Origin of the sequence: Microbacterium sp. LWH7-1.2, from assembly GCF_038397755.1 — a bacterium.
Classification (GTDB): domain Bacteria; phylum Actinomycetota; class Actinomycetes; order Actinomycetales; family Microbacteriaceae; genus Microbacterium.
Map to the genome: position 1 here is coordinate 1383616 of NZ_CP151637.1, position 25553 is coordinate 1409168.

Annotated in this window: 25 protein-coding genes; 3 read left to right on the plus strand and 22 right to left on the minus strand. The window is 70.6% G+C overall.

Going from position 1 to position 25553, the window contains the following annotated elements:
• Positions 1–13 precede the first annotated feature (13 nt).
• The 14 genes from argJ to infC form a co-directional block, all read right to left on the minus strand.
• The gene (gene argJ, locus MRBLWH7_RS06585; protein ID WP_342000410.1) at positions 14–1171 is read right to left on the minus strand and encodes a bifunctional glutamate N-acetyltransferase/amino-acid acetyltransferase ArgJ; all 1158 of its coding nucleotides are present in this window, start codon (positions 1169–1171) and stop codon (positions 14–16) included.
• 49 nt (positions 1172–1220) lie between these two features.
• On the minus strand, positions 1221–2294 hold the full coding sequence (gene argC, locus MRBLWH7_RS06590) for an N-acetyl-gamma-glutamyl-phosphate reductase (protein WP_342001944.1): 1074 nt from the start codon (positions 2292–2294) through the stop codon (positions 1221–1223).
• Positions 2295–2583: 289 nt separating this feature from the next.
• Positions 2584–3564 carry an NAD-dependent epimerase/dehydratase family protein gene (locus MRBLWH7_RS06595; protein WP_342000412.1) on the minus strand — a complete coding sequence of 327 codons (981 nt, stop codon included), beginning with the start codon at positions 3562–3564 and terminating at the stop codon, positions 2584–2586.
• Positions 3565–3622: 58 nt separating this feature from the next.
• A complete protein-coding gene (locus MRBLWH7_RS06600; RefSeq protein WP_342000414.1) occupies positions 3623–4363 on the minus strand; it encodes a dienelactone hydrolase family protein in 741 nt (246 codons plus the stop codon).
• Between the two features lie 20 nt (positions 4364–4383).
• Positions 4384–6921 carry a phenylalanine--tRNA ligase subunit beta gene (gene pheT / locus MRBLWH7_RS06605; RefSeq protein ID WP_342000416.1) on the minus strand — a complete coding sequence of 846 codons (2538 nt, stop codon included), beginning with the start codon at positions 6919–6921 and terminating at the stop codon, positions 4384–4386.
• Positions 6921–7970 carry a phenylalanine--tRNA ligase subunit alpha gene (gene pheS, locus MRBLWH7_RS06610; protein ID WP_342000418.1) on the minus strand — a complete coding sequence of 350 codons (1050 nt, stop codon included), beginning with the start codon at positions 7968–7970 and terminating at the stop codon, positions 6921–6923. Before pheS ends, pheT begins: the two co-directional genes overlap by 1 nt.
• Before the next feature lie 81 nt (positions 7971–8051).
• Positions 8052–8993 carry an ABC transporter permease subunit gene (locus MRBLWH7_RS06615; protein WP_342000420.1) on the minus strand — a complete coding sequence of 314 codons (942 nt, stop codon included), beginning with the start codon at positions 8991–8993 and terminating at the stop codon, positions 8052–8054.
• Positions 8990–9637, minus strand: a complete 648-nt coding sequence (locus MRBLWH7_RS06620; RefSeq protein ID WP_342000422.1) for an amino acid ABC transporter permease — start codon at positions 9635–9637, stop codon at positions 8990–8992. The genes MRBLWH7_RS06615 and MRBLWH7_RS06620 overlap by 4 nt, the downstream gene beginning before the upstream one ends.
• A 69-nt stretch (positions 9638–9706) precedes the next feature.
• The gene (locus tag MRBLWH7_RS06625) at positions 9707–10576 is read right to left on the minus strand and encodes a glutamate ABC transporter substrate-binding protein (RefSeq protein WP_342000424.1); all 870 of its coding nucleotides are present in this window, start codon (positions 10574–10576) and stop codon (positions 9707–9709) included.
• A gap of 80 nt (positions 10577–10656) precedes the next feature.
• The gene (locus MRBLWH7_RS06630; protein WP_342001946.1) at positions 10657–11454 is read right to left on the minus strand and encodes an amino acid ABC transporter ATP-binding protein; all 798 of its coding nucleotides are present in this window, start codon (positions 11452–11454) and stop codon (positions 10657–10659) included.
• Between the two features lie 89 nt (positions 11455–11543).
• Positions 11544–12344, minus strand: coding sequence for an RNA methyltransferase (locus tag MRBLWH7_RS06635; RefSeq protein ID WP_342000426.1), 801 nt, complete (start codon positions 12342–12344; stop codon positions 11544–11546).
• 128 nt (positions 12345–12472) lie between these two features.
• The gene (gene rplT / locus MRBLWH7_RS06640; protein WP_045297244.1) at positions 12473–12856 is read right to left on the minus strand and encodes a 50S ribosomal protein L20; all 384 of its coding nucleotides are present in this window, start codon (positions 12854–12856) and stop codon (positions 12473–12475) included.
• Between the two features lie 32 nt (positions 12857–12888).
• A complete protein-coding gene (gene rpmI, locus MRBLWH7_RS06645; protein WP_045297246.1) occupies positions 12889–13083 on the minus strand; it encodes a 50S ribosomal protein L35 in 195 nt (64 codons plus the stop codon).
• Positions 13084–13155: 72 nt separating this feature from the next.
• Entirely contained in the window at positions 13156–13797 is a 642-nt protein-coding gene (infC, locus tag MRBLWH7_RS06650) for a translation initiation factor IF-3 (protein WP_342000430.1), read from the minus strand.
• Between the two features lie 368 nt (positions 13798–14165).
• Between infC and MRBLWH7_RS06655 the strand changes: the two genes are divergently transcribed.
• Positions 14166–14534 (plus strand): DUF1844 domain-containing protein, encoded by a 369-nt coding sequence (locus MRBLWH7_RS06655; protein ID WP_116196754.1) that lies wholly within the window; start codon positions 14166–14168, stop codon positions 14532–14534.
• A gap of 124 nt (positions 14535–14658) precedes the next feature.
• On the opposite strand, the gene MRBLWH7_RS06660 is transcribed toward MRBLWH7_RS06655, so the two are convergent.
• The 7 genes from MRBLWH7_RS06660 to MRBLWH7_RS06690 all read right to left on the minus strand — a co-directional run bounded on the left by MRBLWH7_RS06660 (position 14659) and on the right by MRBLWH7_RS06690 (position 20583).
• Entirely contained in the window at positions 14659–15990 is a 1332-nt protein-coding gene (locus tag MRBLWH7_RS06660) for an aminotransferase class V-fold PLP-dependent enzyme (RefSeq protein WP_342000432.1), read from the minus strand.
• Positions 15991–16146: 156 nt separating this feature from the next.
• Complete coding sequence (locus MRBLWH7_RS06665) at positions 16147–16944, minus strand: SseB family protein (protein ID WP_342000434.1); 798 nt, start codon at positions 16942–16944, stop codon at positions 16147–16149.
• Positions 16928–17674, minus strand: coding sequence for a bifunctional 1-(5-phosphoribosyl)-5-((5-phosphoribosylamino)methylideneamino)imidazole-4-carboxamide isomerase/phosphoribosylanthranilate isomerase PriA (priA, locus tag MRBLWH7_RS06670; RefSeq protein ID WP_342000436.1), 747 nt, complete (start codon positions 17672–17674; stop codon positions 16928–16930). The genes MRBLWH7_RS06665 and priA overlap by 17 nt, the downstream gene beginning before the upstream one ends.
• 72 nt (positions 17675–17746) lie before the next feature.
• The gene (gene hisH / locus MRBLWH7_RS06675; protein ID WP_056370054.1) at positions 17747–18418 is read right to left on the minus strand and encodes an imidazole glycerol phosphate synthase subunit HisH; all 672 of its coding nucleotides are present in this window, start codon (positions 18416–18418) and stop codon (positions 17747–17749) included.
• Positions 18415–19023: an imidazoleglycerol-phosphate dehydratase HisB gene (hisB, locus tag MRBLWH7_RS06680; protein ID WP_342000442.1), complete on the minus strand. Its 609-nt coding sequence runs from the start codon at positions 19021–19023 to the stop codon at positions 18415–18417. The genes hisH and hisB overlap by 4 nt, the downstream gene beginning before the upstream one ends.
• A complete protein-coding gene (locus tag MRBLWH7_RS06685; protein ID WP_342001949.1) occupies positions 19020–20114 on the minus strand; it encodes a histidinol-phosphate transaminase in 1095 nt (364 codons plus the stop codon). Before MRBLWH7_RS06685 ends, hisB begins: the two co-directional genes overlap by 4 nt.
• A 58-nt stretch (positions 20115–20172) precedes the next feature.
• A complete protein-coding gene (locus MRBLWH7_RS06690) occupies positions 20173–20583 on the minus strand; it encodes a LysM peptidoglycan-binding domain-containing protein (RefSeq protein WP_342000444.1) in 411 nt (136 codons plus the stop codon).
• Between the two features lie 263 nt (positions 20584–20846).
• On the opposite strand from MRBLWH7_RS06690, the gene lexA reads away from it, so the two are divergent.
• Both lexA and MRBLWH7_RS06700 read left to right on the plus strand, forming a co-directional pair.
• The gene (lexA, locus tag MRBLWH7_RS06695) at positions 20847–21527 is read left to right on the plus strand and encodes a transcriptional repressor LexA (RefSeq protein ID WP_045297256.1); all 681 of its coding nucleotides are present in this window, start codon (positions 20847–20849) and stop codon (positions 21525–21527) included.
• A gap of 114 nt (positions 21528–21641) precedes the next feature.
• Entirely contained in the window at positions 21642–23159 is a 1518-nt protein-coding gene (locus tag MRBLWH7_RS06700; protein WP_342000447.1) for a hypothetical protein, read from the plus strand.
• On the opposite strand, the gene metE is transcribed toward MRBLWH7_RS06700, so the two are convergent.
• Positions 23156–25492 carry a 5-methyltetrahydropteroyltriglutamate--homocysteine S-methyltransferase gene (metE, locus tag MRBLWH7_RS06705; protein WP_342000448.1) on the minus strand — a complete coding sequence of 779 codons (2337 nt, stop codon included), beginning with the start codon at positions 25490–25492 and terminating at the stop codon, positions 23156–23158. The genes MRBLWH7_RS06700 and metE overlap by 4 nt on opposite strands.
• Positions 25493–25553 lie beyond the last annotated feature (61 nt).

Genomic DNA, 25553 nt, shown 5'->3' on the forward strand with positions numbered 1-25553 from the left:
GAGGCCTGCTTGTTCATGAGGAGTACGCGCTGTTCTCGTGGACGTAGTCGTGGGTGAGGTCGTTGGTGAGGATCGTCGCCGTCGCCGCGCCGACCTTGAGGTCGATCACGAGGCGGGTCGCGCGCGGCGCGAGGTCGACCGCTTCTCGCGGGGCGTCGGGGCCTCCGGCACTGCACACGCGCACGCCGTTCATCCACACGTCGACGTCGTACGGGTCGAACGCGGCCCCGGTCGTGCCGATCGCGGCGAGCACGCGGCCCCAGTTCGGGTCGTTGCCGAAGATGGCGGCCTTGAAGAGATTGTTGCGGGCGACCGACCGGCCGACCTCCACCGCGTCGTCCTCCGAGGCGGCGTTGATGACCTCGATCGTGATGTCGTGGCTCGCGCCCTCGGCGTCGCCCTGCAGCTGCCGGGCGAGGTCCTGGCAGACCTCGGCGAGCGCGGCGGCGAACGCCTCGGGGTCGGGGGTGACGCCCGATGCTCCGCTGACCATGAGGGTGACCTGGTCGTTCGTCGACATGCAGCCGTCCGAGTCCAGTCGATCGAACGTGCGACCCGTGGCGGCGCGCAACGCGGCGTCGGCCTGCGCCGCGTCGAGGACGGCGTCCGTCGTGATGACCACGAGCATCGTCGCGAGGCCCGGCGCCAGCATCCCGGCGCCCTTCGCCATGCCGCCGATCGACCAGCCGTCGCCCGTCACGACGGAGCGCTTCGGCTTCGAATCCGTGGTCATGATGGCGAGGGATGCTGCTTCCCCGCCGTCCGCGGAGAGCTCGGCGATGCCCTGCTCGGTGCCCGCGAGCACCTTCGCACGGAACGCCTCGTCACCGGTGCCGATCAGCCCCGTCGAGCACACCAGGACGTCGCCCGCGCTCACGGCCAGGAGCTCGGCGGCCTTCTCGGCCGTCTGGTGGGTGGTCTGGAAGCCGAAGGATCCGGTGAAGCAGTTGGCGCCGCCCGAGTTGAGGACGACCGCCTCCACCACGCCGTCGCGGACGACCTCCTGCGACCACAGGATCGGGTTCGCCTTCGCGCGGTTGCTGGTGAACACCGCGGCGCCGACCTTGAGCGGTCCGCGGTTGACGACCACGGCCACATCGGGCTTGCCGGTCGACTTGAGTCCGACGGCGACACCGGCCGCCTCGAATCCCTGGGGCGCGGTGACGCTCACGGCGCGACACTCCTTTGATTTCCGATGTCGAGATGCCTGCGGAGAGGAGTCATGGCGCGACTCCATTCACAGACAGCGCGGTGCCCTCGGCGAGCCCCAGCGCGATGTTCATGGACTGCACGGCGGCTCCGGCCGTGCCCTTGACGAGGTTGTCGACCGCCGTCACGACGGTCACGCGGTTCGCCGCGCGATCGATCGCGAGGCCCATCAGCGCGGTGTTCGCGCCGAGCACATCGGCGGTGCGCGGGAACTGGCCGGCGGGCAGCAGCTGCACGAAGGCCTCGTCGCCGTACGCCGACTCCCACGCGCCCCGGATCTCGTCGTCGGTCGCGCCCGGCACGATCGGCGCCGTGGAGGTCGCGAGGATGCCCCGCGACATCGGCACCAGCACCGGGGTGAACGAGATGCGGATGCCCTCGTCGGCGGTGGTGCTCTGCTCGGCGTCCGACGCGCGCGCGGCGGCGAGCGCTTGGCGGATCTCGGGGATGTGCCGGTGCGAGCCACCTACGGCGTAGGGGTTGGCGGACCCGAGGATCTCAGCAGCCAGCAGGTTCGTCTTGAGGCTCTTGCCGGCGCCCGAAGGCCCGACCGCCAGCACCGTCACGATGTCGGAGGGGTCGATCACGCCCGCGGCGACACCCGGCGCGAGCGACAGGGAGACGGTGGAGGCGTTGCAGCCGGGGGCCGCGATGCGGGACGCCCCGACCAGTCGTTGACGCTGCTTCGCACCCGCAACCGGAAGCTCGGGGACGCCGTAGACCCACGGCTCGTGGAAGTCGCCGCCGTAGAAGCGATCCCAGTCGGCCACCGACTCGAGCCGGTGGTCGGCGCCTGCGTCGATCACGAGGGGCGTGTCGCCGAGAGCGTCGGTGTACTGCCCGGACTGGCCGTGCGGCAGCGCCAGGAAGACGATGTCGTGACCGGCGAGCACCTCGGGCGAGGTCTCGGCGAGGGTCAGGTGCGCGAGGGAGCGCAGGTGGGGCTGGTGCTGGATGAGCGGCTGTCCCGCGTTGGAGTGCGCGGTCACGGTGCGGATCTCGACGTCGGGATGCGCGGCGAGGATCCGCAGGATCTCGCCGCCCGCATAGCCGGATGCGCCGGAGACGGCGACCGAATATGTCATGGATTCCACCTTAGAGTCTGGGGCTGAGGGCCGGAGACGGCGACGCCCACTCGCGACGGTCCATGACAGGACGGCGTGCGGGGTCGCCTAGAGTCGGCTCTCGCCCAGACGGCGTCGGCGCGCGGGAGCGGCGCTCGGAACGAGCGTCGAGAGTCCCTGGGTCGCCGAAGGCATGCGCCGACGATAGCGGCCGGGCCGCGGCATCCGCAAATCGCCCGTCACGGTCGACGTCGCGGGCGCGACCGCGAGCCGCGCACCCCATGACACGTGTGCTGTGAATGGCGGGGGCTCAGCCGCGGAGTTCGCGGACCAGCTCCAGCTCGTCGGCGCGGGTGAGCCCGGCGCGGCGTTCGCGGTCGAGTCCGCGTTCCCGCTCGTCGGCGAGGGTGCGCTCGAGGGTGTCGCGCAGCGGGCGCAGATGGCCGCCGAGCAGCCGGTAGGCGGCGTTCGAGCGCGTCCAGAAGCCGATCATGTCGCGCGGGAGCCACAGCGGCAGCGACCGCGGGCCCATCCAGTACGCCACCTCGTGCTGCTGCAGCCAGTCGTCGTCGGCCGGCACCGTTGCGCCCGTGTGACCGGCGACGTCCCGCGCGTCGGCGAGCAGCCTGTCGAGAGCGACGGTGTCCCCCACCGCGTTCGCGACCCCGGTCCACCTCTCCTGCCCGATCGACTGCACGAACGCCGCGAGGTCGTCGACGTCGATCACCTGGGCACCGCGGCCGTCGCTGTCGGGCACGAGGACGTCCTCGGAGCCCGCGAGGGCGAACCGGCCCACCCAGTACCCGAACCGGTCGGTCGGGTCACCGGGCCCCACGATGAGTCCCGGACGCACGACCGCCGCGCGGAAGCCGAGCCTGGAGCGCACGGATGCCTTGGCCCGCGCCTTCGCGCGACCGTAGTCCTCGTCTTCGTCGGGGCCGGCAGTCGTCAGCAGTTCGGCGGTCTCATCGGCGCCCGGCACGTCGTGGGCGGCGTACACGGACACCGTCGAGATGTACGTCCAATGCCGCGTGCGCTCCCCCAGCGCCGCGATGGCCGCGGCGACGTGGTCGGGGTTCGACGACACGTCGACGATCTCGTCCCATTCGCGGCGCCCGACCTCCTCGTACGCGTCCGGTTCTTCGCGATCGCCGATCGCCAGGGTCGTGCCGTACGGTGCGGCGCGTCCACCGCGGGCGAGGCACGTGACGCCGGCTCCGGCATCCGCCCACCGCTCGGCGATGCGCCCGCTCAGCCAGCCCGTTCCGCCCAGCACCAGTACGTCGGTCATGGCCCCACCCAACCAGACGCGCCGGGTCGAGGCATCCGTCTCCGCCGACGGCAGAGCGTCAGACGCGGCTGCGGAGGAACTCCGTCACGCGTGCCCAGGCGTCGGCCGCATCGGCCGGGTTGTAGCGGCGGCCGGTGTCATTGAAGAACGCGTGCGCCGAATCGGGGTACACGACGGCCTCGAAGTCGACGCCGGCCTGGACCATGGCCTCGGTCACCGCCGGCAGCGCGTCGATGAGCGCGGGGTCGTGCTGGCCGTAGATCGCCAGCACCGGCGCCGCGATGTCGGCGATGCGGTCCGCCGGCGGCGCCGTGCCGTAGAACGGCGCGACGGCGCGGACGCGGTCGTCCTGAGCGGCGAGCAGGAACGCGTAGGTGCCGCCGAAGCAGAAGCCCGTCGCGGCGATCCGGTCGTCGATCCCCGGCTGCACGATGAGCCAGTCGACCGTCGCGCGGAGCGCGGCGATCGCCCAGTCCGCGTACTCCGGCGCCCGCATGCCCGCCATCGCCTCGCGCATGCGCGGCTGCGCGGCGGCGCGGGCCTCCTCGTCGTCGCTGTTCATCACCGCGAAGAGCTCCGCGCCCAGCGCCGGAGCGACGCCGCCATGACTCAGGATGTCGGGCGCCGCGACCAGCCAGCCCTCGGAGGCGAACCGGGCGGCCACGTCAGTGATGTGGCCGACCAGACCCCAGATCTCGTGGATGAGGACGAGTCCGCCGATCGGCTCGCCCGCCGGACGGGCGACGTAGACGTCGAGGACCTCGCCTTCGGCGAGCGCAACCGTGATCATCTCGGACATGGTGCCCTCCGATACGGATGCTACTCGCGCAGCGTCGCACCGAAACGCTCGGTCGCGACGGCCACACCCGCGAGCTTCGCCTCGGTCGCCTCGGCGGCCGTGAGCGTGCGGTCGGGGGCGCGGAAGCGCAGCGCGAACGTCAGGCTCTTCTCACCCTCGGGCACGCCCTGTCCGCGATAGTCGTCGACCAGCCGGACGGACTCGAGCAGCTCCCCCGCGCCCGCGACGAGCGCGGCGCTCACCTCGGCTGCCGGGACGTCGACGCCGAGCACGAGCGACACGTCCTGCGTCGCGGCCGGGAAGCCCGACAGCGACGCTGCGACGACCTTCTCGCCCGCGAGCGAAAGGACGAGGTCGAGGTCGAGCTCGGCGACGATGACGCGACCCGGGAGATCGGATGCCTCGGCCACCGCCGGGAGCAGCTCACCGACGTAGCCGACCTCGCTGCCGTCCACGGACAGCACGCCGGTGCGGCCAGGGTGCAGCGCGGCGCGCTCACCCTGCGCGACGTCGATCGTGACGCCCGCGGCCGCCGCGATCGTGCGGACCGCGTCGAGGGCGTCGGCGAGCTCCGCCGTCACCGGCGCGACACCGGGCTGCTTCGCGACGAGGCTGCCCGTGAGCAGCACGGCGACGTGGCGGTGCTGGGGCGGGATCGAGGCGTCGAGCTCCGCCAGGGTCGCAGCATCCGGTCGCACGGCCAACGGCGGCACGAACGGCGTGCCGTACTGCGCACCCGGCTTCGGAAGGAATACCACGCCGGTCTCGAAGAGGGAGAGATCCGTGAAGCCACGAGCCACGTTGCGATGCGCGACCTGCAGCAGACCGGGCACGAGCGAACGACGCAGGAACGGCGCCTGCCCGTCGAGCGGGTTGGCGAGCTTGACGCTCGGGAGGTGCTCGCCCGACGCCGAGCCGTGGAGGTCGTTCTGCTCCTCGGTGGTGAAGCCGAACGACGGCGTCTCGACGAACCCGGCCGCGGCGAGCGCGTTCGCCACGCGACGGCGGCCCTGCTGCGCGGCGGTGAGGCCACGACCCGACGGCGGTGTGGGCAGCACCGAGGGGATGCGGTCGTAGCCCTCGATGCGGGCGACCTCCTCGGCCAGCGTCCACTTGTCGGTGAGGTCGGGACGCCAGGACGGCGGAATGACTTGCCAGCCGGCGGCGTCGTCCTCGGCCTCCACGACCTCGCAGCCGATGAGCCGCAGTGCGGCCTCGATCTGGTTCGGCGTGTAGTCGACGCCGATGAGGTGCTGCACGAACGTCGGCGGCAGATCGATGCCGGGGATGAACACCTCGGCGAACAGCGCCGCGCCGTACTCGTCATCGCTCGTGCCGCCGGCATATTCGACCATGAGGTCGGCCACGCGACGCGCGGCCACGAAGGGGACGAGCGGGTCGACGCCGCGCTCGAAGCGACGGGATGCCTCGCTCGGCAGCTTGTGCCGGCGGGCCGTGCGCGCGATCGACACGGTGTCGAAGGTGGCCGCTTCGATGAGCACGTTGCGGGTCGCGTCGCCCATCTCGGTGGTGCCGCCGCCCATGACGCCGGCGAGGCCGATCGGCCCTGACTCGTCGGTGATGAGGAGGTCCTCGACATCGAGGGTGCGGACCTTGCCGTCGAGCGTCTCGAGCTTCTCACCGCGGGTCGCTCGGCGCACCGTGATGCCGCCCTGCAGCTTGTCGAGGTCGTAGCCGTGGATCGGCTGGCCGAGTTCGAGCATCACGTAGTTGGTGATGTCGATGAGGATGCCGAGCGAGCGGATGCCGGCGAGCGAGAGGCGCGCGATCATCCAGGCGGGTGTGGGCTTCGTGGGATCGACGTCGCGCACCACGCGCGCGACGAACTCCGTCACGCCGGCTCGGCCGCGGATCGGCGCGAGGTCGTCGGCGCTCACCGGGAACCCGGAGCCGGGAGCCAGCTCCTCCCACGCGCGATCGGCGGGGTCACGGAACGCCGCACCGGTCGAGTGCGAGTACTCTCGCGCGACACCGCGGATCGACAGCGCATAGCCGCGGTCGGGGGTCACGTTGATCTCGACGGCGACGTCGTCGAGACCGAGCAGGGCGATCGCATCGGTGCCGACCGGCGCGTCGATGCCGAGCTCCACGAGGCGCAGGATGCCGTTGTGCTCGTCGCCGAGGCCCAGCTCGCGGGCCGACGCGATCATGCCGTCCGATACGTGGCCGTATGTCTTGCGCGCGGCGATCGGGAACGGGCCGGGGAGCACCGCTCCGGGCAGGGTCACCACGACCTTGTCGCCGACGAAGAAGTTGCGCGCACCGCACACGACGCCGTGCACGGCGTCGCCGCCGTCCGCGGCGGTCTCGCCGTCGGGCGCGACACGCACCTGGACCCATCGGATCGTCTTGCCGTTGGACTGCGGCTCCTCGACGAACTCGAGCACCTCGCCCACGACGATCGGCCCCTGCAGCTCGAAGCGGTGCACGTCCTCCTCTTCGAAGCCGACGCGCACGAGCGCCGCGAGGACGTCCTCGGGCGCAGCATCCGCAGGGACGTCGACGTACTCACGAAGCCATGAGAGCGGGACGCGCATCAGACCACCATTCCGAACTGCTCGCTGAAGCGGACATCGCCCTCGGCCATGTCGCGCATGTCCTGGACGTCGCTGCGGAACATGAGCGTCCGCTCGATGCCCATGCCGAACGCGAAGCCCGAGTACTCCTCCGGGTCGATCCCCGCCGCCCGCAGCACGTTCGGGTTGATCATTCCGCAGCCGCCCCACTCGATCCATCGGGCGCCGCCCTTGAACGTGGGGTGCCACAGGTCGAGCTCTGCCGACGGCTCGGTGAAGGGGAAGAAGTTCGCGCGGAACCGCGTCTTGGCCTCCGCGCCGAACAGCACCTTGGCGGCGTGGTCGAGCGTTCCCTTGAGGTGGGCCATCGTGATGCCCTTGTCGACGACGATGCCCTCGAACTGGGTGAAGACGGGCAGGTGCGTCGCGTCGAACTCGTCGGTGCGGTACACGCGACCCGGGCACAGGACGTACAGCGGCAGATCGCGCTCGAGCATGGAGCGCACCTGGACCGGGCTGGTGTGGGTGCGCATCACGAGGTGGCGCTCCACCGGGTCGACGAAGAACGTGTCCTGCATCTGGCGCGCGGGGTGGTCGACGTCGAAGTTCAGGGCGTCGAAATTGAACCACTCGTGCTCGAGCTCGGGGCCTTCTGCGATCTCCCAGCCCATGCCCACGAAGATGTCGGCGATCTGCTCCTGAAGGAGGGAGATCGGATGCCGCGCCCCGACGCGCGCGCGGGCGGCGAGGGCCGTGATGTCGACGCGCTCCGCCTCGAGCTTCGCGGCGGTCTCGGCCGCGGCGAGCTCCTGCTCGCGGGCGGCGAACGCCTGGTTCACGCGGCCGCGGGCCTGACCGACGAGCTTGCCGGACTCGGCCTTCCTGTCGCTCGGCACGTCGCGCAGCCGTGCGTTGAGCTTCGCCAGCGGCGAGACTTCGGCGGAGTGCGCGGAGCGGGCCGCCTTCAGCGCTGCGGTGTCGCCTGCAGCCGCGATGGCCTCGAGAGCGGCGTCGACGGCGGCGTTCACCGCCTCAGGCGTGATCTCGGTGGTTTCGGGAGCGTCGGACACGAGAGACGAGTCTACCGACGGCGGACGATCCGCTCCGCCGCCGGCCGGAGGGCCCGCGGCGGGTGAGGGGACGGACGCGGATCAGACGCTCGTGCCGTCGTGCCGGCCGAGGCCCCTGTTCGCCGCGGCGAGATCGGCCTTCGCCTCGGCCTCGAGAAGCGCCGCGGGGTTGGTCGGGTCCATGGGCGCGCCGCGGCGTGCCCTTCCGCTCGCGGTGCGTCGTGCCAGCCACCGCGCGAACCACGACAGCGTGAGGTTGATGGCGAGATAGATGACCAGCGTGACGACGAAGAGCGAGAACAGGTACCGGTTGCCGTAGAACGACCCGAGGTTGTTGATGTTCGTGCGGATGATCTCGTTGTACCCGACGATGAAGCCGAGCGACGTGTCCTTCAGCAGCACGACGAGCTGCGCGACGATGATCGGCAACATCTGGCGAAACGCCTGCGGGAACTCGACCAGCATCTTCGACTGGAACTCGCGCATGCCGACAGAGAGTGCCGCCTCGCGCTGCCCGCCCGGAAGCGAGGCGAGACCGGCGCGCAGGATCTCGCCGATGAGGGCGCCGTTGTAGAGCACCAGAGCGATGACGACGGCCCAGAACGCCCCCGTGGAGGCGACGAGCAGGATGAACAGCATCATGAGCAGCACGGGCATGCCGCGGAGGAACTCCAGCAGCCACGCCGTGGGCACGCGAATCCACGCGATGAGCGAGCTGCGGAGCAGGGAGAAGACGATTCCGAGAACGATCGCCCCGACGGCCGCCACAGCAGCCGCCTGGAGTGTGGCTACGACGCCGCGCCCGATCGCACCCCAGACCTCGGGATCAGTGAAGATGCTCCACCGGGTCGGATCGAACATGCCGGGCAGCGTGATCCCGCCGGACTCCCGCGGTGCGGCGAGGGTCAGGATCACCCAGGTCGCGCCCGCCAGGATCAGCACAGCCGCGACGATGGAGACGGTCAGCGATAGCCTTCGCGCCCGCGGGCCGGGAGCGTCGAACAGGACGGTGGGGGCGCTCATCGCTTCACCACATACTTCTTCTCGAGGGCCCCGGCGACCATTCCGAGCGGCACGGTGACCACGAGGTACAGCGCGGCTGCGGTCAGGAGGATCGGGATCACCATGTTGCCGTTGTCGTTCGCCAGCTGACGTGTCACCCCGAACAGCTCGAGGACGAAGAATCCACCGGCGACGGACGTGTTCTTCGTCAGGGCGATGAAGACGTTGATGAGCGGCGGGATCGTCATGCGGAAGGCCTGTGGCAGCACGACGAGCGACACCGTCTGGCCGAACCCGAGGCCGACGGAACGCGCCGCCTCTGCCTGGCCGACCGGTACGCCGTTGATCCCGGACCTCAGCGCCTCAGCTACGAAGGGCGAGGTGTAGTACGTCAGCGCGATGAAGGCGAGGATGATGAACGGCATGCGGACGCCCAGCATCGGCATGACGAACGTCGTGAAGATGAAGACGAGCGTCAGCGGGGTGTTGCGCGCGATCTCTGTCCAGAACGCCGCGAACGCGCGGAGGGCGCCGACCGGAGAGATCCGCATCGCCGCGATGACCGTGCCCAGCACAAGCGCCAGCACGCCTGAGACGGCCAGCAGCAGCAACGTCACCCGGAAGCCTTCCAGGAACGTCGGCCACAACGACAGGTACTGCTCCACGAAGCCTCCTCACTCACCCACGGGCGTGGTGCCCGGATCCGGCGTCACCGGATCCGGGCATTCCCTGCATCAATATCGGTCGGGCGTCGGCGGCTCGACGAACGGCAGCACCGTGCCTGCCGTCGAGTTCCATGCCTCTTCGTAGCGTCCGTCCTCGTACGACTTCTCGAGGACATCGTTGATCCACATGCGGAAATCGGTGTCTTCGAGCGCGAGTCCGATGCCGTAGGGCTCCTCGGTGAACGGCTCGCCGACGACCTTGAACTCGCCCTCGTTCTGGGCGGCGAGGCCCGCGAGGATGACGTTGTCGGTCGACACAGCCACGACCGCGCCGCTGCGCAGCGGCTCGAGGCAGTTCGAGTAGGTGTCGGTGAGGACCGGCTCGGCGCCGATCTCGGCGAGCTTGGCCGCCGGGGTCGAGCCCGTGACCGAGCAGACAGGCTGCCCGACGAGATCGTCTTCGCTCTCGATGTCTTCGTTGTCGGCGAGCACGAGGATCGACTGGCCGGCCATGTAGTACGGACCCGCGAAGGAGACGACCTCCTTGCGCTTGTCATTGATCGTGTACGTGGCGATGACGATGTCGACCTCGCCGTTCTGGATGAACGGCTCGCGGTTGGCCGACACGGCCTCCTTCCACTCGATGTCTTCCTCGGCGATGCCGAGCTCGGACGCGATGATCTTGCCGATCTCGACGTCGAATCCCTCGGGCACGCCCGACGGTCCCATGAGACCGAACAGCGGCTGATCGAACTTGGTGCCGATCGTGATGGTGCCCGCCTCGTTGAGCTCCGCCATCGTGGTGCCGGCCTCGAACGTGGGCTCGGGCTCTGGCGTCGCCGTGTCTTCGGCGCCCGGCGTTCCGCCGCCCGCGCACGCCGACAGCGCGAGCGCCCCTGCCGCCGCGAGAGCGATCAAAGGAAGTCGCATTCGCTTCATGTCTTCGTCCTTTGCTGTGTGCGGACCGTTCGTGACGGTCCTCTCGGATCCCGGCCGTTCAAGGACGGCGGGAGTCTGTGTCAGTGCTCGAGGATCTTGGAGAGGAAGTCCTTGGCCCGGTCGCTCTGCGGGTTCGTGAAGAACTGGTCGGGCGTCGCCTCTTCGACGATCGCGCCGTCTGCCATGAACAGCACGCGGTCGGCCGCCTTACGGGCGAAGCCCATCTCGTGGGTGACGACGATCATCGTCATGCCCTCCTGCGCGAGGCCGATCATCACGTCGAGGACCTCGTTGATCATCTCGGGGTCCAGGGCGCTGGTCGGCTCGTCCATGAGGATGAGCTTCGGGTTCATGGCGAGCGACCGCGCGATCGCCACGCGCTGCTGCTGCCCGCCGGAGAGCTGGTTCGGCATCTTCTTGGCCTGGTTGGCCACGCCGACGCGGTCGAGAAGCTGCATGGCCTTCTCGTCGGCGGCCTTCTTCTTCAGTCCTCGCACCCGAATCGGGCCGAGGGTGACGTTCTCGAGCACCGTCTTGTGCGCGAAGAGATTGAAGGACTGGAAGACCATGCCGACATCGGCGCGGAGGTGCGCGAGCGCTCTGCCCTCTTCGGGAAGAGGCACGCCGTCGATCGTGATCTTGCCGGAGTCGATCGTCTCGAGACGGTTGATCGCGCGACAGAGCGTCGATTTGCCCGAGCCCGACGGACCGATCACGACCACGACTTCGCCGCGGTTCACCACGGTGTTGATGTCCCTCAGGACATGGAGGTCGCCGAAGTGCTTGTCGACGTGGTCGACGACCACGAGCGGCTCGCCGCGACGGACATTGATATTCGAAGTGCGCGGCGCCGCTGCCGGTGCATCAGGTGTCGCCATGCCCTTCACACTAGGGGTGAGCGTCGACACTCGGCCAGTGCGGCGCGGCGTCCTTTACCGATCCGTAACAGGGTGGGAACCAAGGGGTTTCAGCGGGACGCGCGCTGGGCGAAAGCGGTCTCGTACAGACAGACGCTGGCGGCCGTGGCGAGGTTGAGTGATTCGGCGGCACCGTAGATCGGCAGCCGCAGCGACAGGTCGGCCAGCGCGAGCGCCTCCTCGTCGAGACCGCGCGCCTCGTTGCCGAAGAGCCACGCCGTGGGCTCGGCGAGCACGTCGCGCGAGGCGAGGAAGTCCCCTCCCCCGACATCGGCGGCGACGACCCGGACGCCGGCGGCGTGCGCCTTCTCGACGGCGGTGGCGAGATCGACTCCGACCGCGACCGGCACGTGGAAGAGCGACCCGGTCGTCGCACGAACGACCTTGGGGTTGTACGGGTCCACGGTGCGCCCCGTGAGCACGACGGCGTCCGCCCCAGCGGCATCGGCCGCGCGGATGATGGTGCCGAGGTTGCCCGGGTCGCGCACCTCCTCGCAGATCGCGACGAGGCGCGGCGAGGCGGCGAACACGTCGCGCAGGGATGTGGGCGACTGGCGGGCGACCGCGACGATGCCCTGCGGCGTCACGGTGTCGGCCATCGCGTCCAGGACCGCCTCGGTCGTGTAGACGACCTCGAGTCCGGCGGCCCTCGCGGCGTCGCGCACATCGGTGTGCTTCTCGAGCGCGCTCGGTGTGGCGAAGATCTCGACGAGCGTGTCGGGCCGGTACGCGAGCGCCTCGCGCGCGGCCTGCGGACCCTCCAGCAGGAACAGGCCGGTCTCCTGACGGGCGCTGCGCTTCGTCAGCTTCGCGACGGCGCGGACACGCGGAGAGCGAGGGTTCTCGAGCACGGCTCTCAGTCTAGAGTCGCGGCATCCTGTCTCCGGAATGCGTTTCTCGCCGTGTGCCGCTCGGCGAACATGCGAAAGGGACGCCCTCGCGAGGAGGGCGTCCCTTTCGAGACGACGGATGCCGCGGGTCAGGCGCTCTTCGGAGCGTTGACGTTCTCGGGCAGTGCCTTCTTGGCGGTCTGGACGAGCGACGCGAACGTCTTGGGCTCGTTCACCGCGAGCTCGGCGAGCATGCGGCGGTCCACCTGCACACCCGCGAGGCCGAGGCCCTGGATGAAGCGGTTGTACGTGATGCCGTTCTGACGGGCAGCGGCGTTGATGCGCTGGATCCACAGGCGACGGAAGTCGCCCTTGCGCTTGCGACGGTCGCGGTACGCGTAGACGAGCGAGTGGGTGACCTGCTCCTTCGCCTTGCGGTACAGGCGCGAACGCTGGCCACGGTAACCCGAGGCGCGCTCGAGGATGACGCGACGCTTCTTGTGGGCGTTGACGGCCCGCTTGACTCTAGCCATTTCTTGATGTTCCTAACTTGCGTCGGCGCGCGTCAGCGGCCGAGGAGCTTCTTCGCGACCTTGGCGTCGCCCGGGGCGAGGACCTGCTCCTGCGACAGGCGGCGGGTGCGGCGGCTGGGCTTGCCCTCGAAGTTGTGGCGAAGGTTCGCCTGCTGCTTCATGAGCTTCCCGCTGCCGGTGACCTTGAAGCGCTTCTTGGCGCCCGAGTGGGTCTTCTGCTTCGGCATCTCTTCTTCCTTCGTTTCACTTCCCGCCCAGGCGGGAGTCGGTATCCCGCGGTGCGGGAGTCTGTGGGGGCCTTACTCGGCCGGGGCTGCCTCGGGGGCGGCGGCCGGGGCGTCGGCCGCGGGGGCCTCTGCCGCTGCAGCCGGAGCGTCGGCTTGCGACGCGCCGCCGCTGCGAGCGGAGCGGGCAGCTTCCTTGTTCGCGGCGCGCTGAGCGTTCTGCTCGGTCTTCACCTCGGACTTGTTCTTGTGCGGTGCGACCACCATCACCATGTTGCGGCCGTCGATCGTGGGGTTCGATTCGACCGTGCCGAACTCGGCGACGTCCTCCGCGAACTTGCGGAGCAGACGCACACCCTGCTCCGGACGCGACTGCTCGCGACCGCGGAACAGGATCATCGCCTTGACCTTGTCGCCGGACTGGAGGAAGCCCTCGGCGCGCTTGAGCTTGGTGATGTAGTCGTGGGCCTCGATCTTCAGACGGAACCGGACCTCCTTGAGGACGGTGTTCGCCTGATTGCGACGCGCTTCCTTGGCCTTCTGCGCAGCCTCGTACTTGAACTTGCCGTAGTCCATGATCTTGACCACGGGCGGCTTCGAGTTCGGGGCCACCTCGACGAGATCGAGGTCGGCCTCCTGGGCCAGGCGCAGCGCCACCTCGATGCGGACGACGCCGACCTGCTCTCCGTTCGGGCCGACGAGGCGGACCTCGGGCACCCGGATGCGGTCGTTGGTGCGGGGATCGCTGATGCGGAACTCCTTGGGTATATGGGCTGGACCACCGCGACACACAGTCGTATCGCGGGCGGAGGAAGATCCACTCCACCCGTCAGACGCTTCGAGCGCCGACTTCCTGCACCCTCTCCGGTGACGGAGTTCCCGCCCGGTCGCCCCGGCGGCTACCCCGGCCGCGGAACGGTCGGGGCGGAGTGCATGACCCGGTAGCCTGGAACGGCAAGCGCGGGTGGGATGTGATCCACTTTCCGATCCGGTGCAGAACGCACCGGAGACCGCAGCAGTCTATCAGAGAGAACGGCGTGGACACGATTCGAGACCAGGACGGCCATCCGACGAGCACGGCGGCAGTGGATGCCGAGCGTCAGGCGCGCTGGGAGGAGCAGGAGCGAGCGGCCGCTTCCGCCTCGCGCGACATCGCCGATGTGCCGGCCGTCGAGGTCATCACCACGGCCGCCGTGCACCTGATGAGCGCCGCCGCCGTCAAGGTCGGACTGGCCGACGACCCCGCGACGCAGACCGACCTCGACGAGGCGCGCAAGCTCATCAACGCCCTGGCCGGACTCATCACCGCCGGCGCGCCCGAGATCAGCGACATGCACGCCCGCTCGCTCCGCGACGGACTGCGCTCGGTTCAGCTCGCGTTCCGCGAGGCATCCGTCATCCCCGACCCGATCGGCAAGGGTCCCGGCGAGAAGTGGACCGGCCCGGTCACCTGACCCTGGGGCGGCGCGTCCCGCCGCCTCGCCGTCATGTCCCGATTCTGCGGCGAACGAGACCTTCCAGCGATCGAGATCGGGACATGTTTCGACTGGCGCCCGCCTGAACGGTGATGGGCACGCCTCACCTCCCGATGCCGAGCTCGGCAGCGCCGCGCGCCACGGCGTCGACCGTGCGGCGGACGGCCTCAGCGTCGGTGCCGCGATTGCTCACGGAGAAGCGCACCACCGTTCGTCCGTGCCACGTCGAGGACGATGCCCACGCCGTCCCCTCGGCGCGCAGCCACTCTCCCAGCGCCGCGGTCGACGCGTCGTCCCGCGCCGCGAGGCACACCTGGGTGAACGGCACGTCGTTCAGCACCTCGAGCCCGGGAACCGTCCGGAATCCGGCGGCGAGGGCGGTGGCAGCATCCGTCAGCGCGTCGATCAGCCGGACGACGCCCTGACGGCCGAGAGAGCGCAGGGCCGCCCACACCGGGACTCCGCGCGCACGGCGCGACATCTCCGGGGTGTGGTCGTACGGATCCGCGACTCCGGTCATCGCGGGAAGGTACGCGGCGTGGGCGCCCAGCGCCGCCGTCATCGCCGCCTCGTCGCGGACGATCGCGACCCCGCAGTCGTACGGCACGTTCAGGGTCTTGTGGGCGTCGGTGGCCCAGGAGTCCGCCTGGGCGAGACCGTCCACCAGGTGGGCGAACCGGGGGCTGGCCGCCGCCCACAGGCCGAACGCGCCGTCGACGTGCACCCAGGCGCCGGCGCGATGCGCGACGGCGATGGCCGCGACGAAGTCGTCGAAAGCGCCGGAGTGCACGTCGCCCGCCTGCAGGGCGACGATCGCCGGGCCGGTCCCCTCCCTGAGCGCGCGCTCCAGGCCCGTCACGTCGATGCGTCCCTGATCGTCGGCGCCGACGGTCGCCGGAGCGCCGAGGCCGGCGAGACGGCCGGCCAGGACCATCGAGGTGTGTACGGCGTCGCCTGCGAGGAAGCGGATCGCGGGGGCGGCCTGGATCCCGGCAGCGGGATCGGCACCGGCACGGCGGAGCACGGCGTCGCGCGCCGTCACGAGACACGCGAAGTTCGCCATCGTCCCGCCCGTCACGAACCCCACCCCGCTGCCGGGGGGAAGCCCGAGGAGGTCCAGGAGCCACGCCGCGGCCACCTCCTCGACGGCGGCTGCCGCCGGAGTGAGCTGGCGTGCGCCGGCATTCTGATCCCACGCCGACACCAGCCAATCGGCGGCGAGTGCCGCCGGATAGGTGCCGCCGATGACCAGTCCGAAGAACCGTGGAGATCCCAGCGCGATGAGACCGGGAGCGGATGCCTCGGCCAGCTCCTCGACCACGGCCACGGGATCGATCCCCTCCTCGGGCAATTCTCGTGGAAGGCGTGCGTGGGTCGCGTCGACGTCCAGGTCGGGGCGGATCGCCCGCTCGTCGACCGAGTCGAGCCACGCCATCGCGTGGCGGTGCGCGACATGAAGGACAGTGCCGTATTGTCCGTGCGGGCCGTGGTTCATCGGGCTACCTCCGACGCCCGATCCTCCGCCCCCGCACCGGGAGCCGCAAGAGGCCGGATGGCGCTCGGTCATCGCGTTACGGGCGATGCCTCGTTGTCAGCGGCCGCGGACGAGCTTGACAGTCAGAGAGTCGACGAGAACGGCGATGCGGTCGTCGGCGGCCCAGCGCTTGGCGAGGCGCGCGAGCACGGCGTCGAGCTCGGCCTTCTCGAGGCCGTCGATGAGCTGCAGACGCACGACGAGCTCGGGGCCGCGCAGGCGCGCGTCCGGGTCGCCCGCCTCCACGGCCAGGTCGATGACCGACAGCTCGCCGCCGATGCTCGCCTGAAGACCCGCGTACACCTCGGGCGAGAGGAAACTCGGCTCCCAGGGCTGGCCCTGGCCGATAGCCCATACGGCGGGGCGGCGGATGACGAACTCGGTCTCCGACGCCGGGTCGACCACGATGAGGTCGGTGTCGTCGGCCGCCGCGGACAGGGCGGTGCGGACGCCGTCCGCCGGAACCGGCCGGGCCGCGGCATCCCATCGCCTCATCGTGTCGACCGACGTGAACACCGGCAGCACGCGGCGGCCGTCGGGGGCGGCGACCGTGACGATCGAGAGCTCCTGCGTCTTGTCGACCTCGAGGCCGTGCGCCCCGATGCCGTGGTCGCCCTTCTCGGCGACGAGAGGGATCAGCAGGCGCGCCGCACGGTAGGCGTCGACGACCTCGCGCTGGCCGCCGGTGCCCGCGCGGAACGCGGTGAGCGCGGCGAGCAGCGCCGGGTCGGCGGAGCCGTCGTCGGCGGCGTGCGGATTCGCCTGGAAGCTGCGCCCCTCCCACGGCACGCCCGCGGAGTCGCCGCCATGCCCAGGGCCGTGCTGGGCGGCGTGCGGGTCAGTGTCCGGCGACATCCAGCGCCTCGGCGAGCGTGAACGCGCCGGCGTAGAGCGCCTTGCCCACGATCGCGCCCTCGACGCCGAGCGGGACCAGGTCGCGCAGCGCCGCGATGTCGTCGAGGCTCGACACGCCCCCCGAGGCGACGATCGGCTTCGGGGTGCGGGTGGTCAGCTCGCGCAGCAGGTCCAGGTTCGGGCCCTTGAGGGTGCCGTCCTTGGTGACGTCCGTGACGACATAGCGGCTGCAGCCGGCCGACTCGAGACGGTCCAGCACCGTCCACAGGTCGCCGCCCTCGCGCGTCCAGCCGCGCGCGGCGAGCGTCGTGCCGCGCACGTCGAGCCCGACGGCGATCGCGTCGCCATAGCGGCCGATGACGTCGGCCGCCCACTCGGGATTCTCGAGAGCGGCCGTGCCGAGGTTGATGCGCGAGGCACCGCTCTCGAGCGCGGCCTCGAGCGTGCGGTCGTCGCGGATGCCGCCCGAGAGCTCCACCTGAACGCCGCGGACCTGCTTGATGACCTTGCGCAGCACGCCGGCGTTGCTGCCGCGACCGAACGCGGCGTCGAGATCGACGAGGTGGATCCACTCTGCGCCCTGACGAGCGAAGTCCAGTGCGGCATCGACGGGGTCGCCGTAGCTGGTCTCGGTGCCGGCCTCGCCCTGCGTCAGACGGACGGCCTTGCCGTCGGCCACATCGACGGCGGGCAGGAGGACGAGCTTGGGTGTGGATGCGAAATCGTTCATGGATCCTGACTCAGACGTGGGGAAGCTGTGGGGCGGATCACGGGAACACGCGCTCCCGCGGACGGCACGGTCTCAGAGGGTAGCCCCGCCGAGCCCGTCGATCCAATTCGTGAGGAGACGGATGCCGGCATCCCCCGACTTCTCCGGGTGGAACTGCGTGGCCGACAGCGGCCCGTTCTCGACCGCTGCAAGGAACGGCGTGCCGTACTCGCACCACGTCAGGACGGGCTCGGGGAAGGGAGGCTGCACGTCGAGCAGCCACTTCTGCGCGCCGAACGAATGGACGAAGTAGAAGCGCTCGTGCTCGATGCCGCGGAACAGGCGAGAGCCCTCGCCGGGCTCGACCGTGTTCCAGCCCATGTGGGGCAGCACGGGGGCGTCGAGCTCCGTCACGACACCGGGCCACTCGCCCATTCCCTCGGTGTCGACGCCGCGCTCGACGCCGCGCTCGAAGAAGATCTGCATGCCGACGCACACACCGAGCACCGGACGCCCGCCCGCGAGCCGACGCTCGATGAGCTCGTCGCCGCGGCTCGCGCGCAACGCCTCGGCCACGGCGCGGAACGCGCCGACGCCGGGCACGAAGAGCCCGTCCGCGTCCATGATGAGGCCGCGATCGGAGGTCAGTCGCGCGTCGGCGCCGGCCGCGACGAGTGCCTTGACCGCCGAGTGCACGTTGCCCGACCCGTAGTCGAGGACGGCGACGAGCGGCTTCTCCCGTTCAGCAGGAGCGCTTGCGGTCACAGGGCGCCCTTCGTGCTCGGGATGCCGTCGATGAGCGGGTCGAGCGCCTTCGCCTGGCGGAACGCGCGGGCGAAGGCCTTGTACTCCGCCTCGGCGATGTGGTGCGGGTCGCGCCCCGACAGCACGCGCACGTGAACCGTCAGCGCCGCGTTGAATGCGATCGCCTCGAACGTGTGGCGCACGAGCGAGCCGGTGAAGTGGCCGCCGATGAGGTGGTGCTCGAAGCCGGCGGGCTCGCCGGTGTGCACCAGGTAAGGACGGCCGCTGATGTCGACCACCGCCTGTGCGAGCGCCTCGTCGAGCGGGACGAGCGCGTCGCCATAGCGTGAGATGCCCGACTTGTCGCCGAGCGCCTCTCGGATCGCCTGGCCGAGCACGATCGAGATGTCTTCCACGGTGTGGTGGGCGTCGATGTCGGTGTCGCCCGACGCGCGGACCGTGAGGTCGGTGAGCGAGTGCTTCGCGAACGCCGTCAGCAGGTGGTCGAAGAACGGCACCGTGGTGTCGATGCGGCTGCGGCCGGTGCCGTCGAGATCGAGTTCGAGCTCGACGGTCGACTCGCTCGTCGCCCGGCGCAGCGAGGCGGTACGTGGTGCGGCGCTCATGCCGCCGATCCTACCGAGGCGAGGGCGTCGAGGAACGCGGTGGTCTCGTCCTCGGTGCCCGCGGTGACCCGCAGGTGCGACGGGATGCCGACGTCGCGGATGAGCACGCCCTCGTCGTAGAGCGCCTTCCAGGTCGCGGCCGGGTCGGCCACGCCGCCGAACAGCACGAAGTTCGTCCACGATTCGTGCGGCGTGTACCCGAGCGCCTCGACCGTGGCCGAGATGCGGTCGCGCTGGGCGACGATCTCGTCGACCATGCCCAGCATGACGGGGGCGTGGCGCAGCGCCGCGGACGCTGCCGCCTGGGTCAGCGCGCTGAGGTGGTACGGCAGGCGCACGAGACGCAGCGCGTCGATGAGAGCGGGGTCCGCGGCGAGGTAGCCGACGCGGGCGCCGGCGAATGCGAACGCCTTGCTCATGGTGCGCGAGACGACGAGGCGCTCGCGCCCGGGCAGCAATGTCAGCGCCGAGCGCTCCTCGTGCGGGGCGAACTCGAAGTACGCCTCGTCGACGATGACGACGCCGTCGGTGGCCTCGTACACGGCTTCCACGACGTCGAGCCCGAGCGGAGTGCCGGTCGGGTTGTTCGGAGAGCACAGGAAGATCACATCGGGCGAGGCGTCGGAGATCTGGGATGCCGCGTCTTCCGCGTCGATCGCATAGTCGGCCGATCGGGTGCCCGAGATCCACTCCGCACCGGTGCCGCGCGTGAGCAGCGGGTACATGGAGTAGGTGGGCGTGAAGCCGAATGCAGTGCGCCCCGGCCCCGCGAAGGCCTGCAGGATGTGCTGCAGCACCTCGTTGGAGCCGTTCGCGGCCCAGATCTGATCGCGGGTGAGACCGTGGCCGAGATAGTCGGCGAAGCCTTCCCGCAATGCGGTGAACTCGCGGTCGGGGTAGCGGTTGACGTCGCGCAGTGCGAGGGCGATCGAGTCGAGGATGTCGTCGGCGACCTCAGCAGGAACGGGATGCGTGTTCTCGTTGACGTTGAGGGCGACCGGGAGCGGTGCCTGCGGGGCGCCGTAGGGCTTCTGCCCTCGGAGATCGACGCGTAGGGGGAGGTCTTCGAGACGTGCACTCACCCATCCCATGGTAGGCCCGACCGTCACGACCCCCTCGCCGCGTGACGCCGCGCGACGCACCGCGCGATCAGCGGCCGTACGCTGCCGGGATCGCCAGGCGCTGCCCCGCCTGGACGAGGACCGTGTCGAGGGCGTTCAGTCGCACGAGCTCGTCGACGACGTCGCGCGGATCGCGGTCGGGCGCGACCTCTTCCGCGATCGTCCACAGTGATTCGCCGGGCGCCACGGTGACCGTGATGAACGAGCCCGCAGGTGCGCCCGCGTCTCGCGACGCGAGGGCCGAGCCGCCGCCGAGCACCGCCACGCTCAGTGCGATGACCGCGGGAAGGGAGGCCAGCACAGCGAGTACGCGACGACCCCGCACGGTCAGGCGGAGACGCGTGGATCGCCCGGCCACGGCGCGCGTGGCGCGCTGGGCTGCGGCACCGGCGGCGCGGGCCGGCGACGGGACGGACGTCGTGAAGTCGATCGCGGTCATGCTCGTCTCCTCCTGATGGGGAGAGATTCGCATTCTCCACTCGGCCGGGAGTGAAGAATGCGAACCTCTCTTCCGAAGCTATCTTCGAGTCTGTACGATGTCAATACCGGGTTCGGGCGTCGATCCCTCGAACGCGACACGCGGTGAGGTTGCCACCTCATCCCGTGGGATCCGGATACGGTTTCGATACGAGAACCCCACCACGGGCCTCCGACATTCGAAGAAACAGCGCTCGGCGGCCGAGCGCAGGACGGAGCCGGAAGATGAGCGACGCGGCCGGGCGAGAGAAGCCCCAGACCCGCCGGCGCAAGAGCCTGAGCGACAAGCAGCTCGCGATCCTCGAAGTGATCCAGCGCTCGATCGCCCGTCACGGCTACCCGCCCAGCATGCGGGAGATCGGCGATGCCGTCGGCCTCAAGTCGCTGTCGAGCGTCACGCACCAGCTCAACCAGCTCGAGCTGAGCGGGTATCTGCGGCGCGACGCCGGCAAGACGCGCGCGATGGAAGTGCTCATCGACCTGCCCGGCACTGCCACCGAGAGCCCCGCCGACGCCGCGCCGTCGGTCGGCGACGCCGCGCTCGTCCCGCTGGTCGGCCGCATCGCCGCGGGCGTCCCGATCACGGCCGAGCAGCAGGTGGAGGAGATCTTCCCCCTCCCCCGCCAGCTGGTCGGCAAGGGCGACCTGTTCATGCTGAAGGTCTCCGGCGAGTCGATGATCGACGCCGCGATCTGCGACGGCGACTGGGTCGTGGTGCGATCGCAGGCCACGGCCGACAACGGCGACATCGTCGCGGCGATGCTCGACGGCGAGGCGACCGTCAAGACGTTCCGCCAGCGTGACGGCCACACCTGGCTCCTCCCCCGCAACTCCGCGTTCGAGCCGATCCTGGGCGACGATGCCACCGTGCTCGGCAAGGTCGTCGCGGTGCTGCGCGCAGTCTGACCCGGCTCATCCGGGCGCGTGATCGCCCTCTGCGCAGGCGACTGTTGAGGCGCGGTTCGACGCCAACCGGTGCGGTGGGTGGCGGTGGTCACGAGCAGGCGCTATAAGGGGGGAATGACCGCCGCAACGCCCGCGCCAGACGTTCCCGACCTCCAGGCTCGGCTGGACGCGCTCGAGGCCGAGAACGCCCTCCTCAAAGCGGGGGCCGCTCCTGCTCCGACCACCGGCAGGACGACGAGCCGTCCCGCGGGCAGCGGATGGCGGGCGTTCTTCTCGGCGCTGTGCATCGTGATCGCATCGATCCTCGTCCCGATCTCGATCGTGACGGCGTGGGCGCGGCTGGAGCTCGTGGACGAGTCGGCGTTCGTGCAGACTCTCGCTCCGCTCGCCGACGATCCCGCCGTCCAGCAGATGATCATCGATGAGACGGTCGAGGCCGTCCAGGCGCAGGTCGACTTCGAACAGCTCACGGCGAACGTGTTCGAAGGGATCGACCAGCTCGGGCTGCCGCCGCGGGCCTCGCAGGCGCTCCAGCTGCTCCAGGCACCGGCGGCGCAGGGCCTCGAGAACCTCCTCACGCAGACCGTGACGCGCGTCGTCGAGTCGGACGCCTTCGCCGACACCTGGACGGCCACAACGCGTGCGGCCCACCGCGCCCTCACCGCCGCGGCGACCTCCGACGGCGGCGGCATCGTCGTCATGAGCGACGAGGGTCTCGGCATCCAGCTCGGCGCGATCGTCGAGCGCGTCAAGCAGAACCTCATCGACCGCGGTGTGGGCCTCGCCCAGCTGATCCCGGCCGTCGACAAGGTGGTCGTCATCGGCACCGGCGACACCCTCGTGACGATCCGCACGACGTACGCGCTGGCCGCGGCGCTCGGCTGGTGGCTGCCGATCATCACGATCGGCCTCTTCGTGCTGGGCATCCTCATCGCGCGCCGCCGCAGCACCGCCGTTCTCGGTTCGGGCATCGGCTTCGCGCTCGGTGGCGGCGCCCTGGCGCTCGCGTTCGCGGTCGGCTACCCCGTCGTCGGCCAGACGGCCGTCCAGCTCGGGCTCTCCGCCACGGCTCTCGACGTGGTCTACCAGAGTCTTGTCGGCGCGATGCAGCAGACCGCCGCCATCGCGGTGCTTCTCGGGCTCGTGATCGCCGCGCTGGGCTGGTTCGCGGGCCGCTGGTCGCCGGCCGCACGGTCTCGGCAGGCGATCGGCAGCCTCAACTCGTCGGCGCGCCGTCAGCTCGCCAGCCACGGCTTCCGCACCGGGCGCTTCGGTATCTGGCTCTCCCGCTACCGCACGCTGGTCCGCACGCTGGTCATCGTCCTCGCCGTCATCTGGCTGTTCGCGCTGCGACCGCTGTCGGCGGGCGACATCTTCCTCGTGCTCATCGTCGCGCTGGTCGTGACGTGGATCCTCGAGCTGCTGCAGGTCCGTCCCGACGAGGCGGTGGTGACCGACGAGCCGGTGCTCGAAGACGCCGACCCCTACGGCACCGCCGACACCCTCGTGATCGACGCCGACACGGTCGTCGTCGACGACGCGAACGACACCGAGGTCATCCTCGAGACGACGGATGCCTCGGCCGACGCGTCCGCGCCGGCCGAGGCATCCGCGAAGAAGCCCCGCTCTTAGAGGCCCGCCTCCACGCGCTCGCGCACGAGTCCGGTCGCCTCGACGAGGTTCTTCAGAGAGGCGACCGTCTCGTCGTACCCACGTGTCTTGAGCCCGCAGTCGGGATTGACCCAGACGCGTCGCACCGCCAGCTCGGCGACCGTGCGGTCGAGGAGGTCGGTGATCTCGTCGACCGACGGCACCCGGGGCGAGTGGATGTCGTAGACGCCGGGGCCGATGCCGGCCGCGAAGCCCGACGTCGCGATGTCGCCGATCACCTCGCCGCGGCTGCGGGCGGCCTCGATCGAGGTCACGTCGGCGTCGAGCGCCGCGATCGCGTCGATGACCACATCGAACTCCGAGTAGCACAGGTGCGTGTGCACCTGCGTCGCCGGTGCGGCCCCCGCGGTCGCGAGGCGGAACGAGCCGACCGACCACTCGAGGTAGGCGGGCTGGTCGGCTCCCTTGAGCGGGAGCAGCTCCCGCAACGCCGGCTCGTCGACCTGGATGACGCGGATGCCGGCGGCCTCGAGGTCGGCGATCTCGTCGCGCAGCGCCAGGGCCACCTGGTTGGCGGTCTCACCGAGGGGCTGGTCGTCACGCACGAACGACCACGCCAGGATCGTCACGGGCCCGGTCAGCATCCCCTTCATGGGCTTGTCGGTGAGCGACTGCGCGAACGTCGACCACGCGACGGTGATCGGCGCCGGGCGTGACACGTCGCCCCACAGGATCGACGGGCGCGTGGCGCGCGAGCCGTAGGACTGCACCCAGCCGTTCTCGGTCACCGCGAACCCGTCGAGGTTCTCGGCGAAGTACTGCACCATGTCGTTGCGCTCTGCCTCGCCGTGCACGAGGACGTCGAGGCCGATGTCCTCCTGCAGCGTCACGACACGCGCGATCTCGTCGCGCAGGAACCGCTCGTACTCGTCGACGCCGAGTTCGCCGCGGCCGTGCCGCGCTCGGGCACGCCGGATGGCGCCGGTCTGGGGGAACGAGCCGATGGTGGTCGTCGGCAGCACGGGCAGCGCGAGCTCGGCGTCCTGCGCCGCGACGCGCGCGTCGTAGTCTCCGCGCTCGAAGTCGCCGGCGCTCAGCACCGCGGCGCGCTCACGCACCACGCCGTCGCGGACGCCGGGTGCGCTCTGCCGATCGGCCAGAGCGGCGGATGCTGCGGCCAGCTCGCCGGCGATGGCCGCTCGCCCGTCGACCAGACCGGTCGCGAGCGTCACCACCTGCCCGACCTTCTGGTCGGCGAAGGCGAGCCACGACGCGAGCCGCGGGTCGAGGGCGGACTCGTCCCCGATGTCGTGCGGCACGTGCTGGAGCGAGGTCGACGTGCCCGCGCTGATCTCCGACGCCCCGAGGACGCTCAGCGCCTGCAGTCGCTCCCACGCGGCGTCGAGATCACCGCGCCACACGTTCCGGCCGTCGAGGACGCCGCCCACGAGGGTCTTACGGTTCAAGCCCGGCACCGCCTCGGGCACCGCGCCGCGGGTCAAGTCGATGGCGATGGCCTCGATCGGGGCCGCGGCGAGCGCCGTCCACGCCTCGGGCGACAGCTGCGCGTAGCCGGCGGCGACGAGGATCGCCGGCCGGTCCCCGCGAACCCCCAGTGCGGCATAGGCGCGCGCCGCGGCATCCGCCAGGGCCGCCGGGTCGGCCGGCAGGCTCTCGCTCACGAGCGCGGGCTCGTCCAGCTGGACCCACTCGGCGCCCGCGGCGCGGAGGGTGGAGAGCAGCTCGGCATACACCGGCAGCAGGTCATCCAGACGGCTGAGCGGGTCGAAGCCCTGGGGCGCAGCATCCGTCGCCTTCGCGAGAGCGAGAAGCGTCACCGGACCCACGACCACGGGGCGGACGGTGAATCCGTCGGCCTTCGCCTCGGCCACCTGGCGCGCGAACCGGTCGCTCGCGAGCGCGAAGGCCATCTCCGGGCCGATCTCGGGCACGAGGTAGTGGTAATTCGTGTCGAACCACTTGGTCATCTCGAGGGGTGCGTCCTCGCCCGCACCGCGCGCCGCGGCGAAGTACGCGTCCAGGCCGATGGTGCCGTCGGCCTCGCGCAGCGCGGCGAACCGCTCGGGCAGCGCACCGACCGTGACGGCCGCGTCGTGAACCTGGTCGTAGAACGAGAAGGACTCGGGGATCGACGAGTCGTCGCGGCCGAGGCCGAGCGCGGCGAGGCGCTCGCGCGTGGCGCGTCGGAGGCCCGCCGCAGTCTGCTCCAGGGTCTGGGCGTCCGTCTCGCCGGACCAGAACGCCTCGACGGCGCGCTTCAGCTCGCGGCGGCGTCCGATCCGGGGGTAGCCGAGGATCGTGCCGTGTGGGAAGGTGGCGCGGGGTTCGGTCATCGTGCTCTCTCTTTCGCTTCGTTCATCTCGGAGTGGGGTTTTCGGGGTCGCTGAAGAGACC

What these genes read in the sequence shown, in the direction of transcription:
- argC (WP_342001944.1), bottom strand. Translation starts at nt 2,294, where the DNA reads ATGACATATTCGGTCGCCGTCTCCGGCGCATCCGGCTATGCGGGCGGC.
- MRBLWH7_RS06595 (WP_342000412.1), bottom strand. Translation starts at nt 3,564, where the DNA reads ATGACCGACGTACTGGTGCTGGGCGGAACGGGCTGGCTGAGCGGGCGC.
- MRBLWH7_RS06600 (WP_342000414.1), bottom strand. Translation starts at nt 4,363, where the DNA reads ATGTCCGAGATGATCACGGTTGCGCTCGCCGAAGGCGAGGTCCTCGAC.
- pheT (WP_342000416.1), bottom strand. Translation starts at nt 6,921, where the DNA reads ATGCGCGTCCCGCTCTCATGGCTTCGTGAGTACGTCGACGTCCCTGCG.
- MRBLWH7_RS06615 (WP_342000420.1), bottom strand. Translation starts at nt 8,993, where the DNA reads ATGAGCGCCCCCACCGTCCTGTTCGACGCTCCCGGCCCGCGGGCGCGA.
- MRBLWH7_RS06625 (WP_342000424.1), bottom strand. Translation starts at nt 10,576, where the DNA reads ATGAAGCGAATGCGACTTCCTTTGATCGCTCTCGCGGCGGCAGGGGCG.
- MRBLWH7_RS06630 (WP_342001946.1), bottom strand. Translation starts at nt 11,454, where the DNA reads ATGGCGACACCTGATGCACCGGCAGCGGCGCCGCGCACTTCGAATATC.
- rplT (WP_045297244.1), bottom strand. Translation starts at nt 12,856, where the DNA reads ATGGCTAGAGTCAAGCGGGCCGTCAACGCCCACAAGAAGCGTCGCGTC.
- rpmI (WP_045297246.1), bottom strand. Translation starts at nt 13,083, where the DNA reads ATGCCGAAGCAGAAGACCCACTCGGGCGCCAAGAAGCGCTTCAAGGTC.
- MRBLWH7_RS06660 (WP_342000432.1), bottom strand. Translation starts at nt 15,990, where the DNA reads ATGGCGTGGCTCGACTCGGTCGACGAGCGGGCGATCCGCCCCGACCTG.
- MRBLWH7_RS06665 (WP_342000434.1), bottom strand. Translation starts at nt 16,944, where the DNA reads ATGTCGCCGGACACTGACCCGCACGCCGCCCAGCACGGCCCTGGGCAT.
- priA (WP_342000436.1), bottom strand. Translation starts at nt 17,674, where the DNA reads ATGAACGATTTCGCATCCACACCCAAGCTCGTCCTCCTGCCCGCCGTC.
- hisB (WP_342000442.1), bottom strand. Translation starts at nt 19,023, where the DNA reads ATGAGCGCCGCACCACGTACCGCCTCGCTGCGCCGGGCGACGAGCGAG.
- MRBLWH7_RS06685 (WP_342001949.1), bottom strand. Translation starts at nt 20,114, where the DNA reads ATGGGATGGGTGAGTGCACGTCTCGAAGACCTCCCCCTACGCGTCGAT.
- MRBLWH7_RS06690 (WP_342000444.1), bottom strand. Translation starts at nt 20,583, where the DNA reads ATGACCGCGATCGACTTCACGACGTCCGTCCCGTCGCCGGCCCGCGCC.
- lexA (WP_045297256.1), top strand. Translation starts at nt 20,847, where the DNA reads ATGAGCGACGCGGCCGGGCGAGAGAAGCCCCAGACCCGCCGGCGCAAG.
- MRBLWH7_RS06700 (WP_342000447.1), top strand. Translation starts at nt 21,642, where the DNA reads ATGACCGCCGCAACGCCCGCGCCAGACGTTCCCGACCTCCAGGCTCGG.
- metE (WP_342000448.1), bottom strand. Translation starts at nt 25,492, where the DNA reads ATGACCGAACCCCGCGCCACCTTCCCACACGGCACGATCCTCGGCTAC.